Genomic DNA, 14,695 nt, shown 5'->3' with positions numbered 1-14,695 from the left:
AGGGGCCGGCATGAAACGTGACTTCAAGCTGCCCGACGTGGGCGAGGGCCTGACCGAGGCCGAGATCGTCCGCTGGCACGTCGCCGTGGGCGACCGGGTGACGGTCAACCAGATCATCGTCGAGATCGAGACCGCCAAGGCGGTCGTCGAACTCCCGTCGCCCTTCGAGGGCGAGGTGGCGGCCCTGCTCGCCGCCGAGGGCGAGACGATCGACGTGGGCAACGTCATCATCACCGTCGACGACGGGACCGAAGGCGCCCTGACCGAGAGCCTGATCCCCGAGGAACCGCAGAAGCGCGAACCGGTGCTGGTCGGTTACGGGGTGAAGCAGGGTCCGAGCAAGCGACGGGCCCGCAAAAGTCACCAGGCTGCTCCGGTGGCTCCGCCGGTTCCTGTCCTGACGGCTCAGCCGCATCGTGTGTCGGTCCTGGCCAAGCCGCCGGTGCGGAAGCTGGCCAAGGACCTCGGGGTCGACCTGACCGTCGTCGCGCCCAGCGGGCCGAATGGGTCGATCACGCGTGACGACGTGCTCGCCGCCCAGGGCGCGCCCGTCGTGCCGATCACACCCGCCGTCACGGTGGCCGGGGAGGAAGACCGCATTCCGGTACGCGGGGTGCGCAAGGCCACCGCCGCAGCGATGGTGTCGAGCGCGTTCACCGCGCCTCACGTGACCGAGTTCCTCCAGGTCGACGTCACCGAGATGATGAACGCCGTGCGCCGGCTGCGGGAGCTGCCCGACTTCGCCGACGTCAAGGTCTCGCCGCTGCTGCTGGTGGCCAAGGCCCTGATCACCGCGATGAAGCGGCATCCCCAGGCCAACTCGACCTGGACCGACGACGCGATCATCATCAAGAGGCAGGTCAACCTGGGCATCGCGGCGGCGACTCCGCGAGGTCTGGTCGTCCCGAACATCAAAGACGCCCAGGCGATGTCGCTGCCCGAACTCGCCGCGGCGCTCAAGGAGCTGACCGAGCGGGCCAGGGCCGGGAAGACCTCTCCGGCCGAGATGACCGGCGGCACCGTCACGATCACCAACGTCGGCGTCTTCGGCATCGACGCCGGCACCCCGATCATCAACCCCGGCGAGTCGGCGATCCTGGCGTTCGGCCAGATCAGGGACATGCCGTGGGTGGTCGACGGGCAGATCGTGGTGCGCAAGGTGACCACGCTCGCGCTGTCGTTCGACCATCGGGTGATCGACGGTGAGCTGGGCTCCTACGTGCTCCGCGACGTCGGCGCGATGCTGGAGGACCCGCTCCGGATGCTCGCCTGGGCGTGACGCGCCACCGCAAGAGTCCTGCAAGTCGCCACCAGTGATCCCCAAGTGACTCCTTCTACCGTCGGAGGCGGGTTCCCGTCGGGGGTGTGCCGCATACCCCCGGTGCCCCGGGAACCCGCTGATCGTCGCGCGGCGAGGCGGCGCCGGGCCCCCTCGGAAGGGCCTCGCCGCGCGGCACGGTACGCGAAGGGAGCGAAAGTCAGTGATCACGGAGTCCACGGGGGACACCGACTGCCTGGTCAGAGTGGACGAGGTCCACCTGCCGATCGCCGAGGCCGTCACGATGGTCCGCCGGCTCTCCCACCGAGACCGTGTGATCCACGACGAGATCATCGACCACTGCCTGATCAGGGCCGAGGTCCAGGCCGACGTCGAGCCGCTCACCGAAGACGACCTGCGCGCCGCCGCCGACGAGTTCCGCAGCGGCGTCCCCTTACAGAACCGGGCCGAGACCCTGGCCTGGGTGGCCGAGATGGGCATGTCCGGCGGCCAGTTCGAGAACCTCCTCGGCGAGATCGCCCGCCGCCGCCGGTTCCGCCGCCGCAAGGAGGCCGAGCTCGCGCCCGACTATCTGGCCCGCCACCAAGACGACTTCGACCTGGTCAGAGCCATGTGGGTGACGAGCACCCAGCCGGTCAACGGCGAGATCCTGCGCGGTCTCGGCGGCCTGCTCGGCTGCCCCGACGCCGCCGTCGTCGTCGGCACCCGCCGGGCCCACGCGATCCCCGGCCCGCTGCGGCACGCCCCGCGCGACACCCTGGTCGGCCCGGTGACCTTCGATCACGGCTATCTGACCGGTCTGGTCCTGGAACGGCGGCCCGCCGCGCTCGATGCCGACACGCTGGCCCTGGCCGGGCGCCTGGCCTTCGCCGCCTGGCTCTCGGCCCGCCGTGAGCGGGCCTCCATCGAGTGGCACTGGACGACGTCCTAGGCTGGCGCCCATGTTCCGTCACATTGTGCTGCTGCGCTGGACCGACGACGCCACCGACGACCAGAAGGCCGCCGTCGTCACCGGGCTGGAGACCCTTCCGGTCGCGATCCCCGAGATCAGGAAATACGTCATCGGCACCGATGCCAAGGTCAGCGAAGGCACCTTCGACCTCGGCATCGTGGCCGACTTCGACTCGGCCGACGACTACGTCGTCTACCGCGACCACCCGGTCCACCTCAAGGTGATCGCCGACGTCATCAAGCCGATCCTGGCGGGCCGGGCGGCGGTGCAGTTCCCGCTCGCCGACTAGAAGGCGCTCTCCGGCAGGTCCATCAGCTCCTGCGTGGTCGCCGCCAGCATGCGCCGCTCCGCCTCGACGCGGGGCAGCACGTTGGCGGCGAAGAAGGTCGCCGCGGCGACCTTGCCCGCGTAGAAGTCGTCGTCCCTGTCCTCGAGGGCCTTGAGGGCGACCTCGGCCTGCCGGAGCAGCAGCCAACCGATGATCACGTCGCCGAGCGCCATGAGGAACCGGGTGGTGTTGAGGCCGACCTTGTAGACCTCCTTCGGCGACTCCAGCGACGAGATCGCCCAGCCGGCCATCGTGTCGGCCATGGTCCGCAGCTCGTCGACGGCGTCGCCCAGCAGGCCGCGCTCGACCTTGAGGCGGCCGTTGCCGGCGCCGGAGTCGGCGAACGCCTTGACCTGGCCGAGGATCTCACCCAGCGCCGCGCCCTGGTTGCGCAGGACCTTGCGGAAGAACAGGTCGAGGCCCTGGATCGCGGTGGTGCCCTCGTAAAGGGAGTCGATCTTGGCGTCCCGGATGTACTGCTCGATCGGGTAGTCCTGCAGGAAGCCCGACCCGCCCAGGGTCTGGAGCGACCGGGTGAGCATCTCGTACGACCGCTCCGAGCCGACGCCCTTCACGACCGGCAGCAGCAGGTCGTTGATCGCCTCGGCCATCTCGTCGCGGCGGCCCTCCGAGGTCGCGATCTGGATCGTGTCCTGGAAGGTGGCCGTGTAGAGGACCAGCGCGCGCATGCCCTCGGCGTAGGCCTTCTGGAGCATGAGCTCGCGGCGTACGTCGGGGTGGGCGGTGATCGCGACCCGGGGGGCGCTCTTGTCGGTCATCCGGGTCAGGTCGGCGCCCTGGACGCGGTTCTTGGCGTAGTCGAGGGCGTTGAGGTAGCCCGTGGAGAGCGTGGCGATGGCCTTGGCGCCGACCATCATGCGGGCGTTCTCGATCACCTGGAACATCTGGCGGATGCCCTCGTGGACGTCGCCCACCAGGTAGCCGACGGCCGGGTGGCGGTCGCCGAAGGTGAGCTCGCAGGTCGTGGAGACCTTGAGGCCCATCTTCTTCTCGACGTTGGTGACGTAGACGCCGTTGCGCTCCTTGAGCTCGCCCGACTCCAGGTCGACCAGGAACTTGGGCACCAGGAACAGCGACAGGCCCTTGGTGCCGGGGCCGTGGCCCTCGGGGCGGGCCAGCACGAGGTGGAAGATGTTCTCGGCCATGTCGTGCTCGGCGCTGGTGATGAAGCGCTTGACGCCCTCGATGTGCCAGGTGCCGTCGGGCTGCTCGACCGCCTTGGTGCGGCCCGCGCCGACGTCGGAGCCCGCGTCGGGCTCGGTCAGCACCATCGTGGCGCCCCAGTGGCGCTCGACGGCGAGTTCGGCGAACCGCTTCTGGTCGTCGTTGCCGAGGTTCCACAGCAGGTGGGAGAACTGCGGCCCGCAGGCGAACATCCACACCGCCGGGTTGGCGCCCAGCACCATCTCGGCGATGGCCCAGCTCAGCGACCGGGGCCCGGGGGTCCCGCCGAGTTCGGGCTGGAGCTCCAGCCGCCACCACTCAGCGTTCATCCAGGCCTTGTACGACTCCACGAAGCTCCCCGGCATCGTCACGCTCGCCGTGGCGGGGTCGAACACCGGCGGATGCCGGTCGGCGTCGGTGAACGACGCGGCGATCGGTCCTTCGGCCAGTTTGGCGACCTCGTCGAGGATCGCGTGGGCGGTCTCCTCGTCGACGTCGGCGAACGGCCCGGACCCGAAGAGTTCTCCCCGGTTGAAGACCTCGAAGAGGTTGAACTCCAGATCGCGGATGTTGCTCTTGTAGTGGCCCATCACCGCTCCTCCGATAAGAGTGCTACTGATGAGTAACTCTACCGGAATGCTACCCGCCAGTAACCCCCCATAAGCGGTTATTTCGCACTCTGAGACGACGCTGCCCCGGACCGTGGGAGTCGTCCGGGGCAGCGGTCATGACCTGCTAGTTCCGGGCCGCCCGCCCCCGCATGGTCATGGCGACGATTCCGGTCAGCAGGTAGATCCAGGCGCCGCTCCACGCGGCGTCCCAGGCGGCGCCGAAGACGCCTTCCCCGTCGAGCACGAGCTGGATCGGGTAGATCAGGATGGCCGCGCCGGCCGCCGGGTAGAGCGCGAAGCGCCACGGGTGGCGCAGCGACCAGTTCCGGGCCTGCACGGTGACCCGGTCGCCGATGTTCGGCTTGGAGATCGCGCCGATCGACGCGACCAGAGTGAACAGGGTGACACCCACACCCAGGGCCCAGGCCACGTCGGCCGATCCCGTGAGGAGTCCCAGCAGGAGGCTGGTCGTCGCGACCGCGCCGCCGGTGACGGCCGCGGCCTTCCAGGGCGCGCCCCGCAGGGCCGCGCCGGCGAGCGACATCTCGTCGCGTCGAGTCAGTTCGTTCATACGTACAGAGTGCGCAATCGGGCGGTCTGTCCACATCGGGGAAGCCCCTGAGCGCCCCCTGAGGCATCCTGGAGCTCATGTCACAGATCTTCCGCGTCGCCACCAGGGCCGACGTGCCGCGCGTCATCGACCTGCTGGCCGACGACGCGATCTCCCGTTCCCGTGGTCACGCCGCCTCCGTCGGAGACGGCCACTGGGCCGCCTGGGAGGCGATCGAGGCCGACCCGCGCAACGAGGTGGTGGTCGCCGAGGTCGACGGCGAGGTGGTGGGGACGATGCAGCTCACGTACATTCCCGGGCTGTCCCGCGACGGCGCCGAGCGGGCGCAGGTCGAGGCGGTCCGGGTCGCGGCCGACCACCGGGGGCGCGGGCTCGGGCGGGCCTTCATGACCTGGGCGGTCGAGCGGGCGCGCGGCCGGGGGTGCGCGATCGTGCAGCTCACCACCGACAAGCGGCGGGCCGACGCGCACCGCTTCTACGCCTCGCTCGGCTTCACCCCGAGCCACGAGGGGTTCAAACTGCTGGACTGATCTCCACCAGATTGTCGTGGTAGACGGCGCCGTTGCCCAGGTCGGCGTCGCGCTCCTCGACCACGGCGTTGGCGTTGGCGCCCCCGCTCAGCTTCGGCCAGTGTCCCTTCGGCGAGGCGGCCACACCCGGACGGACCTTGTCGGAGACCTCCACGAACGCCTCGAACGCGCCGAACCTGTTCGACACCCTGACCCGCGACCCCGAGACCAGGCCCCGGGGTTCGGCGTCCTTCGGGTGGACGACGACGGTCGGGCCCTTCGAGCGACGCAGCAGTTCGGGGTTGTTGGCGAAGATCGTGTTCAGGAAGGTGTGGGAGGCCGGGGTGATCAAGGTCAACTTCCCGTCCTTGCGCGCGGTGCGGGCGCTCAGCGACGGGACATAGGTGGCGACCCTCGGCAGGCCGACCTTCTCGGCCAGGTCGGAGACGAACTCCAGCCTCCCGCTGGGGGTGGGGAAGCCATCGGTGAACGGGACGAAGGGATCGGCCACGTCGAGCCGGGCCCAGCCGCGTTTGCGCAGCTCGTCGAGGTGGATCGTGGGGGTGCCCTCCAGGAGTTCGGCGGCGATCTCCAGGTCGGTGGCGTGCAGGGCGGGCTCGGTGAGGCCCATCTTGGCGGCCAGGCGGCGGAAGGTCTCGGTGGTCGACAGGGCCTCTCCGGCGGGGGCGACGGCCGGTTCGTTCCACATCAGGTACATGTGGCCGTAGCCCTCGTGCAGGTCGAGGTGCTCGATCTGCATCGTGGCGGGGAGCACGACGTCGGCGTAGTCGACGGTGTCGGTGGGGAACTGCTCCATGACCACGGTGAAGAGGTCTTCGCGCAGGAGCCGCTGCCTGATGCGGTTCTGGTCCGAGGTGGAGCCCATCGGGTTGGCGCCGTACACCCAGAGGCATTTGACCGAGTCGTCGAGGCCGTCGGCGAGCCGGGTCATCGTGAGGGAGCGCACCGGGTGGGGCAGGAGCTCGGGGCGGGGGTCGACCCTGAGCGGCACGTGGGCCGAGGTGGAGAAGGCCACGCCACCGCCGGGGTGGCGCCAGTCGCCGGTCACGCCGGGGATGCAGGCGATCAGGCGCATCGCCGAGCCGCCGCCCTCGTGGCGCTGGATGCCCATCGTGGCGCGGATGCCGGTCGGGCGGGTGTGCGCGAGCCGCCGGCCGAGGGCGCGGATGTCCTCTTCCGGCAGGCCGGTGATCTCGGCGACCTTCGAGGGCGGGAACTTGAGGATCTCGGCCTTGAACTCGTCCCAGCCGGTGGTGTGGTTCTCCAGGTAGTCGCGGTCTTCGGCGCCCTCTTCGAGGACGACGTACAGGAGACCCAGCGCCAGTGCACCGTCGGTGCCCGGCGCGATGGGGAGGTGCTCGTCGGCCTGTTCGGCGGTCCGGGTGCGGATCGGGTCGATCGCGACGATGTGGGCGCCGTCGGCGCGGGCGTCCTGGATGAACTTCCACAGGTGGTGGCCGGTCGTCAGGGTGTTGGTGCCCCACAGGAGGATCAGTTTCGACAGGGCGAACGTCTCGGGGTCCATGCCGCCGGGGGTGCCCATGGTCAGCCGCAGGCCGTCGTTCCCGGCCCGCGAGCAGATGTTCATGTTGTGGAAGGAGGCGCCGAGGGCGTTCCAGAACCGGCGCCCGGCCATGCCCGACTCGCCCTGGATGAACCCGAGCGTGCCGGTGCCCTGGTAGGGCCAGATCGCCTCGCCGCCGTGCTCGTCGACGATCTCTTTCAGCTTGGACGAGAGAATGTCGAGCGCCTCGTCCCAGCTGATGCGTTCGAACTCCCCGGAGCCCTTCGGCCCCACCCGCTTCATCGGATGCAGGATCCGGTCGGGCGAGGCCGCGTGTTCGAGGTAGCGGTTCACCTTCACGCAGAGCGCGCCTCGCGTGTAGGGCTGCTCCTTGTTGCCCCGCAACGAGGTGGCCTTACCGTCCTGGACGGTCACCACCCACGAGCACGTATCCGGACAATCAAGGGGACATGCCCCCAGAACCCGCAATTCCATTTCGTCATCGTACGGGGCTGGTGGTGAAGGCGAGCTTCTCCACGATGGACGCGACGGCGTCCCCGCTCACGTCCAGGACCTGCCGGTTCACGTTCTCGATCGTGTCGCAGACCTTGTGGTAGCACGGGTCGAACGACCGGTTGCCGACGCCGCCGTACTTCTGGGCCTGCTCCAGGCTCTTGATGTCCTCCGCGCCGGTGAAGATCCCGCCCGAGGGGATCCCTGCCTTCACGAAGGGCCCGTAGTCCGACCGCCCGTCGAAAGCGACCTCCTCGGCGGGGATCCCGCGCCGCTGGTAGAACTCCTTCGCCGCCGTCTCGATCCCGTTGTTGCTGTCGTAGATCCCGTTGGCGTGGTTCTTGGTGGCGACCATGTCGAGGTTGACGTACCCGGCGATCTTGGCCTTGTCCTGCGGCGACAGGCTCTTGACGTAGTTGGTCGACCCCACGAGACCGACCTCCTCGGCCCCCCAGAACGCGAACCTGACCGCCCGCTGGGGCTTCATCCTGGCCATCTGCTCGGCGATCTCCAGCACCACCGCGACCCCCGACCCGTTGTCGTTGATCCCCGGCCCTGCCTCGACCGAGTCGAGATGGGCCCCCAGCACCAGCACGTCGTCGGGGTCGCCCTGCACGGTCTGCGCGATCACGTTCCGGGTGACCTTGGTGGAGGACGTGGTGGTGGTCTCCACCGTCACCTGGCCCTCGATCTTCGCCTCGGGGGCCACCCCGACGACCGGCAGCGTCGTGCCCGGCTCGCTCAGCGAGCCCCGCAGTTCGCCCGGCTTGGAGTTGACCACTATGAGGGCGCCCGCCCCGGCCCGGCCGGCCCAGTCGGCCTTCACCCTGAACGGGCAGCCACCCCGCGCGGTCACCGCGATCGAGCCGCGCCGGAACCCCGTCCAGTCGCCCAGGTGGCAGCCCGTGCCGGCGTCCTGCGCGGGCCCGGTGGCGCGGCCCGAGGGGGAGTAGGCGAAGGTCGCCGCGGGGACCGGCCCGGCGGCCGTGGTCAGCACGGCGGGGGTCACCTCGCGGTAGTGCGGCAGGGTGAAGACCGGGGAGGACACCTGGTATCCGGCCTCGCGAAGCTTGCGCTCGACGTACTGCGCCGAGGCCTCGTAACCGGCGGTGCCGACCGCCCGGTTGCCGTGGATCTTGCCTATTTCGGCCAGGCTCTGAACGTGGGCGAAGACTTGGGGTTCGGTGACCGCTTCGTCCAGCCCCGGATCGGCCGACATACCGGTCGTCGTCAGCACCAGAGCCGCAGTTACCACAATGCGCACAGTTTCCCCCTTGGTGAACGGGCCGGGGGAAGGCGGCACCAGACTGGCAGTCGCACGAGCTTTCAGGCCAGGTTCCAGGGTTACGGCGCGTCGGCGCGAAACGGGCCGGGATCCATAGACTCGACCTCGGAGGGGACACGGGGGGCGCGTCGCTGTGCCGTGACATCCGATTGTGGACACTGGCAACAAAGATCGCAGACAATCACGGTGGTGAGGGGCATCAAGGAAAAGGACGACCCAGTGACGTCCCCGGACTCCGGGGTCGTCCTCGTCGTGGAGCCCCTGCTGCCTCAGCGCATCCGGCGTCCGTCCGACCTGCTCCGGCTGCTGATGACGCTGCTGGCGGTGACGGCGGTGGTGCTGCTCGCCCTCGTCGCGCAGCGCACGCTCAACGGGCTGGAGACCGACGTCCAGGCGGGAACCGGCCGGGCGCCCGAGTGGCTCTCCTCGATCGCCGGCCTGCTCGGCGGCGTCGCGGTGCTGGCCGTGCCGGTCGCCTTCGCGGTCGAACGGGTCTTCCACCGCGACGGCATGCGGGTCGCCCAGGGGCTGATCGCGGCCATCCTCGCCCTGCTGCTCTCCTACGCGCTCGGCGAGTGGGTGGTCAACTCGGGCCCGGTCGAGCTGCGCCAGCTCCTCACCGGCAACCGCGACGTCGAGCCGCTCAACACTGTCCTCACCCCGGCGATCGCCTACGCGACCGCCGTGCGGATGTCCCGGAGACCGCGCTGGCGGGCGCTGCTGTGGTTCGCGCTGATCCTCGACTTCTTCGCGCTGTTCACGTCCGCGAAGATCACCGTCCTCGGCGCGATCGTCACCTACCTGGTCGGCCTGTTCGTCGGGTTCGCCACCCTCTACGGCGTCGGCAGCGCCAACACCCGCCCGCCCGGCAGCGCCGTCGTGGCCGCTCTGCGGCGCCTCGGCTTCTCGATCGTCAGCGCCCGCCGGATCGACGACGACAGCTCCGGCAGCCGCCGCTACATCGTCGGCCTGGCCGACACCACCCGCCTGTCGGTGACCGTCCTCGACCGCGACCGCCAGGTCGCCGGGGTCGTCTACCGCCTCTGGCGGCGGCTGCGGCTCAACAGCGAGACCCGGCGTAGAGCCATCCGGTCACTGCGGGCCGAGCTCGAACGCGAGGCCCTGATGGCCTACGCCGCCCAGGCCGCCGGGGCCAGCACCCCCAAACTGCTCGGCACCAGCGAGATCGGCACCGAAGCGGCCCTGCTGGCCTACGAACACGTCGAAAGCCGCCCGATCGAAGACCTGCCCGACGACGAACTCGCCGACGAACTGCTCGCCGAGATGTGGGAGCAGGTCCGGCTGCTGCACGCCCGGAGGCTGGCCCACCGCCACCTGACCGGGGAGTCGATCCACCTGTCGGCCGACGGCCGGATCGTGCTCGTCGACGCCCGATCGGGCGAGATCGCCGCCGGTGACCTGCTCCTGCGCCTCGACGTCGCGCAGCTGCTGGCCTACCTGGGCCTGCGGGTCGGCCCCGAACGGGCGGTCAAGTCGGGCACGGCCGTGCTCGGCGCCGACACCGTCGCCTCGGCGCTGCCGCTGCTCCAGCGCATCGCGCTGGCCCGCGAGACCCGCACGGCCGCGCGCAAGGAGAAGGACCTGCTGCCCGCCCTGCGCGAGCAGATCGTCGCGCTGAAGCCGCAGGCCGTCGTCGAGGAGGTCCGGCTCGAACGCTTCCGGCCGCGCACCCTCGTCACGATCATCGCCAGCGCCATCGCCGCCTACCTGGTGCTGTCGCAGCTCAGCCAGGTCAACCTGATCACGGTCATCACCAGCGCCCACTGGGGCTGGGGCGGGGTCGCCCTGGTCGCCGCGGCCGCCAGCTACATCGCCGCCGCCTCGATGCTGCGCGGGTTCGTGCCCGAACAACTGCCCTACGGGCGCACGATCCTCGTCCAGCTCGCCTCGTCGTTCGTCAAGCTGGTCGCGCCCGCCGCCGTCGGCGGAGTCGCGATCAACACGCGCTACCTGCAGAAACGGGGAATCCCCGCCGGTCAGGCGGTGGCCAGCGTGGGCGGCTCGCAGCTCGTCGGGCTGGCCTCGCACATCCTGCTGCTGTTGCTGTCGGGATATCTGACCGGCACCCAGGCGGCGCCCTCGCTCACGCCGTCGCGCGGGATCCTGATCGCCCTGCTCACCGCCGCCGTCGTGATGGTGATCATCCTGGCCGTGCCGCCGCTGCGGCGGATGCTCTCGACCCGGGTCAGATCGCTGTTCAGCGGCGTGGTTCCCCGGCTGCTCGATGTGCTGCAATCGCCGATCAAGATCGTCGAGGCCGTGACCGGGACAGTGATGGTCACGGTCTCTTTCGTCATCTGCCTGGCCGCCTGCGTGAAGGCGTTCGGCGGTGAGCTGAGCATCACCGCCGTCGCCGTCGTCTTCCTCGCCGGAAACGCCATCGGCTCGGCCGCGCCGACGCCCGGTGGCCTCGGCGCGGTCGAACTGTCCCTCACGGCCGGCCTCACCGTCGCCGGGCTGCCCCAGCCCGTCGCCGCCTCCGCCGTCCTGCTGTTCCGCCTGATGACCTTCTGGCTCCCGGTCCTGCCGGGATGGGCCTCGTTCACCTGGCTCCAGCGCAAAGACCAGCTCTAGCCGTCGCTGCTGCGCTTCCACAGGTTGATGCCGGCCTCGACCGCGTCCTTGTCGATCGCGTCGAGCTCCTCGGCCGAGAACTCCAGGTTCCTGACCGAGTCGAGGCTGTCGTCGAGCTGCTTCACGCTGCTCGCCCCGATCAGCACCGAGGTGACCTTCGTGTCACGCTGGGCCCACGCGAGGGCCATCTGCGCCAGCGTCTGGCCGCGCTTCTGCGCCAGTTCGTTGAGTGTACGAATGTGCCGCAGCGTCTCCTCGGTGAGGAGGTCGGGGCTGAGCGACTTGCCCTGCGAGGCCCGCGACCCCTCGGGCACCCCGTCGAGATAACGGTCGGTCAGCATCCCCTGCGCCAGCGGCGAGAACGCGATGCACCCGACACCGAGATCACCCAGGGTGTCGAGCAGCCCGCCCTCGATCCACCGGTTGAGCATCGAGTAGGACGGCTGGTGGATCAGCAGCGGCGTGCCCAGCGACTTCAGGATCTCGTACGCCTCCACGGTCCTCTCCGGGGAGTAGGACGAGATGCCCGCGTACAGCGCCCGCCCCGACCGCACGGCCGTGTCGAGCGCCCCCATCGTCTCCTCAAGGGGGGTCTCCGGGTCGAACCTGTGGCTGTAGAAGATGTCGACGTAGTCGACCCCCATGCGCTTCAGCGACTGGTCGAGGCTGGCCAGCACGTATTTGCGCGACCCCCACTCGCCATAGGGCCCCGGCCACATGTCGTAACCGGCCTTCGTCGACAGGACCAGCTCGTCGCGGTACGGCCGGAAGTCCTGGGCGAAGATCGTCCCGAAGTTCTTCTCCGCCGAGCCGAACGGCGGCCCGTAGTTGTTGGCCAGGTCGAAGTGGGTCACCCCGCGATCGAACGCCCGGCGCAGGATCGCCCGCTGCGTCTCGATCGGCTTGTCGTCACCGAAGTTGTGCCAGAGCCCCAGCGACACCGCCGGCAACTTCAGCCCGCTGCGCCCGGTCCGGTTATAGGGCATCGGCCCATAGCGGTCGGGATCGGCGACATACGTCATGCGGTCACTCCCAGTCGGTCGAGAATCCAGGACAGCGCGAACGCCTCCTCATGCCACGCGTCGTATCGCCCGCTGCGACCCCCGTGCCCGGTCCCCATCTCGGTCTTCAGCAGGAACGGCCCGCCCTTCGCGATGTCGCGCAGCCGCGCGATCCACTTGGCGGGCTCGTGGTAGAAGACCCGGGTGTCGTTGAACGAGGTGATCGCGAGTATCGGGGGATACGTCACGTCACGCACATTCTCATAGGGGGAGTACGACTTCATGTACTCGTACACCTCGGGGTTGTGCAGCGGGTCGCCCCACTCGTCCCACTCGATGACGGTCAGCGGCAGCGACGGGTCGAGGATCGTGTTGAGCGCGTCGACGAACGGCACCTCGGCGAGCACCCCGGCGAAGTCGCCGGGCGCGAGGTTGGCCACCGCGCCCATCAGCAGCCCGCCCGCGCTGCCGCCCCGGGCCACGATCGGGCCCGACCAGTCGGTCTTGAGGTGCCTGGCGACCGCGACGAAGTCGGTGAAGGTGTTCTTCTTCGCGAAGAACTTGCCCTCTTCGTACCACCTGCGGCCCATCTCACCGCCGCCGCGCACGTGGGCGACGGCGAAGACCAGACCGCGGTCGAGCAGCGAGAGCCGGGCCACCGAGAAGTAGGGGTCGATCGAGGTCTCGTAGCTGCCGTAGCCGTAGAGAAGGGTCGGGGCGTGCTTCGGGGTGCCCTTCCTGACCACGAGCGAGATCGGGATGCGAGTGCCGTCTTCGGCGACGGCCCACTCGCGGAACTGCTCGTAGTCGTCGGGGTCGTAGCCACCGAGGACCGGCCGCCGGCGCAGCAGGATCAGCTCATGGGACCGGAGGTCGTAGTCGTACACGGAAGGAGGCGTGACCATCGAGGTGTAGCCGAGCCTGAGCCGGTTGGTGACGTATTCGCCGTTCCCGCTCGGGGCCACGTCGTAGAGGGGCTCGGGCCACTCGATCTCGTAGGCGTCCTGTCCCTCCGGCAGGATGCGGATGCCGGTGAGGCCGTCGCGGCGGAAGTGGACGACCAGGTGACTCTCGAAGGCGTCGACGTCGAGCAGGCGCGTGGTGTCCTGGTGGGGGATGAGCGGGGTCCACGCCGAGGGGTCGGCGACCGGGGCGCTGGCCAGCTCGAAGTTCTCGGCGCCCTCGTTGTGCAGGATCAGGAAGCGCTCGCCCTGGTGGTCGAGGTGGTATTCGAGCCCCTTCTCGCGGGCGCGGACCACCTTGAACTCGCCGGCCGGATCGAGCGCGTCGAGGAACCAGACCTCGCTGGTGATCTTGCTGTGCGCGTTCAGCAGCAGGTAGCGCTCGCTGCGCGACAGCCCGACGCCGACCCAGAAGCGCTCGTCTTCCTCGTGGTAGACCTCGACGTCGCCGGTCTGCCCGAGCGTGTGGCGGTGCACCCGGTCGGGGCGCCAGGCGTCGTCGACCGTGGTGTAGAAGAACGTGCTGCCGTCCTTCGACCAGGCGCCGCCGTAGAAGATGCCCTCGATCTCGTCGGCCAGCAGGTCGCCCGTGCGCAGGTCCTTGAACCGCAGGGTGAACCGCTCGTCGCCCGCGAAGTCGGTCGAGTAGGCCAGCATCGTGCCGTCGGGGCTGACCCTGCTCACCCCGAGCCCGAAGTGGGGGCTGTCACCGGCCAGCTCGTTGCCGTCGAGGATCACCTGTTCGTCGGCGAGCGTCTCCCCGGCCTTGACCGTCGGGGGGTCCTCTCCCTCGGCCGGTACGCGGCACTGGATGCCGTACTGCTTTCCTTCCTCGGTACGGGAGTAGTACCACCAGGCCCCGAGCCGCGTCGGGACCGAGAGGTCGGTCTCCAGCGTGCGGCCCTTGATCTCCTGGAAGATGCTGTCGGCCAGGGGCTTGAGGCGTCCGGTGACCTGCTGGGTGAAGACGTTCTCCGCCTCCAGGTGGGCGACGACGTCGGGGTCGTCCTTCTTCGCGAGCCAGGCGTATTCGTCGATCACGGTGTCGCCGTGATGCGTACGCTCAACAGGGTTTTTCTTCGCCGTCGGTGGCTGCTCACTACTCACCCGGTCGAGTCTAGGCACCTGATCTCCGGACGCTTCTTTGATCTTCCGTGGGAATGCGGCGCGCGGTGTCGTCGTTGAAAACGGTTCGACGCCCTCCGAGGGGCTGCTAATCTTGAGGAGTCGGGGACGCCCCCGGCAAACCCCCTCCAACACCACCCGGGGAACCGGGCGATTTGACATCGCCGGGGATGCGGGTAAGTTAGAGGGGTTGCTCTTCGGCAGGAACCGCAAAAAGTGCCAGTTTGACACTAGCGGGAAACGCTGAAAAGATA

At 69.4% G+C, this 14,695-nt stretch carries 11 protein-coding genes; 5 read left to right on the top strand and 6 right to left on the bottom strand.

Annotation, left to right across the window (positions count from 1 at the left end; genetic code table 11):
• Nucleotides 1-10: 10 nt before the first annotated feature.
• From ACYQ78_RS34135 to ACYQ78_RS34125, 3 genes are all read left to right on the top strand, one after another.
• Nucleotides 11-1,279, top strand: coding sequence for a dihydrolipoamide acetyltransferase family protein (locus ACYQ78_RS34135; protein WP_459805094.1), 1,269 nt, complete (start codon nucleotides 11-13; stop codon nucleotides 1,277-1,279).
• A gap of 202 nt (nucleotides 1,280-1,481) precedes the next feature.
• A complete protein-coding gene (locus tag ACYQ78_RS34130) occupies nucleotides 1,482-2,210 on the top strand; it encodes a hypothetical protein (protein ID WP_459805093.1) in 729 nt (242 codons plus the stop codon).
• A gap of 10 nt (nucleotides 2,211-2,220) precedes the next feature.
• Complete coding sequence (locus ACYQ78_RS34125; RefSeq protein ID WP_459805092.1) at nucleotides 2,221-2,520, top strand: Dabb family protein; 300 nt, start codon at nucleotides 2,221-2,223, stop codon at nucleotides 2,518-2,520.
• Here the strand turns inward: ACYQ78_RS34125 and ACYQ78_RS34120 are convergent.
• Both ACYQ78_RS34120 and ACYQ78_RS34115 read right to left on the bottom strand, forming a co-directional pair.
• Entirely contained in the window at nucleotides 2,517-4,334 is a 1,818-nt protein-coding gene (locus ACYQ78_RS34120; RefSeq protein WP_459805091.1) for an acyl-CoA dehydrogenase, read from the bottom strand. The genes ACYQ78_RS34125 and ACYQ78_RS34120 overlap by 4 nt on opposite strands.
• A 145-nt stretch (nucleotides 4,335-4,479) precedes the next feature.
• Nucleotides 4,480-4,926: a hypothetical protein gene (locus ACYQ78_RS34115; protein ID WP_459805090.1), complete on the bottom strand. Its 447-nt coding sequence runs from the start codon at nucleotides 4,924-4,926 to the stop codon at nucleotides 4,480-4,482.
• Between the two features lie 77 nt (nucleotides 4,927-5,003).
• Between ACYQ78_RS34115 and ACYQ78_RS34110 the strand changes: the two genes are divergently transcribed.
• Nucleotides 5,004-5,456, top strand: coding sequence for an N-acetyltransferase family protein (locus ACYQ78_RS34110; protein ID WP_459805089.1), 453 nt, complete (start codon nucleotides 5,004-5,006; stop codon nucleotides 5,454-5,456).
• Here the strand turns inward: ACYQ78_RS34110 and ACYQ78_RS34105 are convergent.
• Together ACYQ78_RS34105 and ACYQ78_RS34100 are read right to left on the bottom strand one after the other, a co-directional pair.
• Complete coding sequence (locus tag ACYQ78_RS34105) at nucleotides 5,440-7,455, bottom strand: molybdopterin-containing oxidoreductase family protein (RefSeq protein WP_459805088.1); 2,016 nt, start codon at nucleotides 7,453-7,455, stop codon at nucleotides 5,440-5,442. The two genes, ACYQ78_RS34110 and ACYQ78_RS34105, sit on opposite strands and share 17 nt — an antisense overlap.
• 4 nt (nucleotides 7,456-7,459) lie before the next feature.
• Nucleotides 7,460-8,737 carry a M20/M25/M40 family metallo-hydrolase gene (locus ACYQ78_RS34100; RefSeq protein WP_459805087.1) on the bottom strand — a complete coding sequence of 426 codons (1,278 nt, stop codon included), beginning with the start codon at nucleotides 8,735-8,737 and terminating at the stop codon, nucleotides 7,460-7,462.
• 240 nt (nucleotides 8,738-8,977) lie between these two features.
• Here ACYQ78_RS34100 and ACYQ78_RS34095 point away from each other — a divergent pair, with 240 nt between their 5' ends.
• Nucleotides 8,978-11,353 carry a flippase-like domain-containing protein gene (locus ACYQ78_RS34095; protein WP_459805086.1) on the top strand — a complete coding sequence of 792 codons (2,376 nt, stop codon included), beginning with the start codon at nucleotides 8,978-8,980 and terminating at the stop codon, nucleotides 11,351-11,353.
• Here the strand turns inward: ACYQ78_RS34095 and mgrA are convergent.
• Nucleotides 11,350-12,375: an L-glyceraldehyde 3-phosphate reductase gene (gene mgrA, locus ACYQ78_RS34090; RefSeq protein WP_459805085.1), complete on the bottom strand. Its 1,026-nt coding sequence runs from the start codon at nucleotides 12,373-12,375 to the stop codon at nucleotides 11,350-11,352. The two genes, ACYQ78_RS34095 and mgrA, sit on opposite strands and share 4 nt — an antisense overlap.
• The gene (locus ACYQ78_RS34085; RefSeq protein ID WP_459805084.1) at nucleotides 12,372-14,423 is read right to left on the bottom strand and encodes a S9 family peptidase; all 2,052 of its coding nucleotides are present in this window, start codon (nucleotides 14,421-14,423) and stop codon (nucleotides 12,372-12,374) included. Before ACYQ78_RS34085 ends, mgrA begins: the two co-directional genes overlap by 4 nt.
• Nucleotides 14,424-14,695: the final 272 nt, after the last annotated feature.

Source organism: Herbidospora sp. RD11066 (genome assembly GCF_054661255.1).
The sequence above is the reverse complement of the archived record's forward strand: the minus strand, read 5'-3'. Positions and strand labels throughout refer to the sequence as shown.

What these genes read in the sequence shown, in the direction of transcription:
- ACYQ78_RS34120 (WP_459805091.1), bottom strand. Translation starts at nt 4,334, where the DNA reads ATGGGCCACTACAAGAGCAACATCCGCGATCTGGAGTTCAACCTCTTC.
- ACYQ78_RS34125 (WP_459805092.1), top strand. Translation starts at nt 2,221, where the DNA reads ATGTTCCGTCACATTGTGCTGCTGCGCTGGACCGACGACGCCACCGAC.
- ACYQ78_RS34115 (WP_459805090.1), bottom strand. Translation starts at nt 4,926, where the DNA reads ATGAACGAACTGACTCGACGCGACGAGATGTCGCTCGCCGGCGCGGCC.
- ACYQ78_RS34135 (WP_459805094.1), top strand. Translation starts at nt 11, where the DNA reads ATGAAACGTGACTTCAAGCTGCCCGACGTGGGCGAGGGCCTGACCGAG.
- ACYQ78_RS34110 (WP_459805089.1), top strand. Translation starts at nt 5,004, where the DNA reads ATGTCACAGATCTTCCGCGTCGCCACCAGGGCCGACGTGCCGCGCGTC.
- mgrA (WP_459805085.1), bottom strand. Translation starts at nt 12,375, where the DNA reads ATGACGTATGTCGCCGATCCCGACCGCTATGGGCCGATGCCCTATAAC.
- ACYQ78_RS34105 (WP_459805088.1), bottom strand. Translation starts at nt 7,455, where the DNA reads ATGGAATTGCGGGTTCTGGGGGCATGTCCCCTTGATTGTCCGGATACG.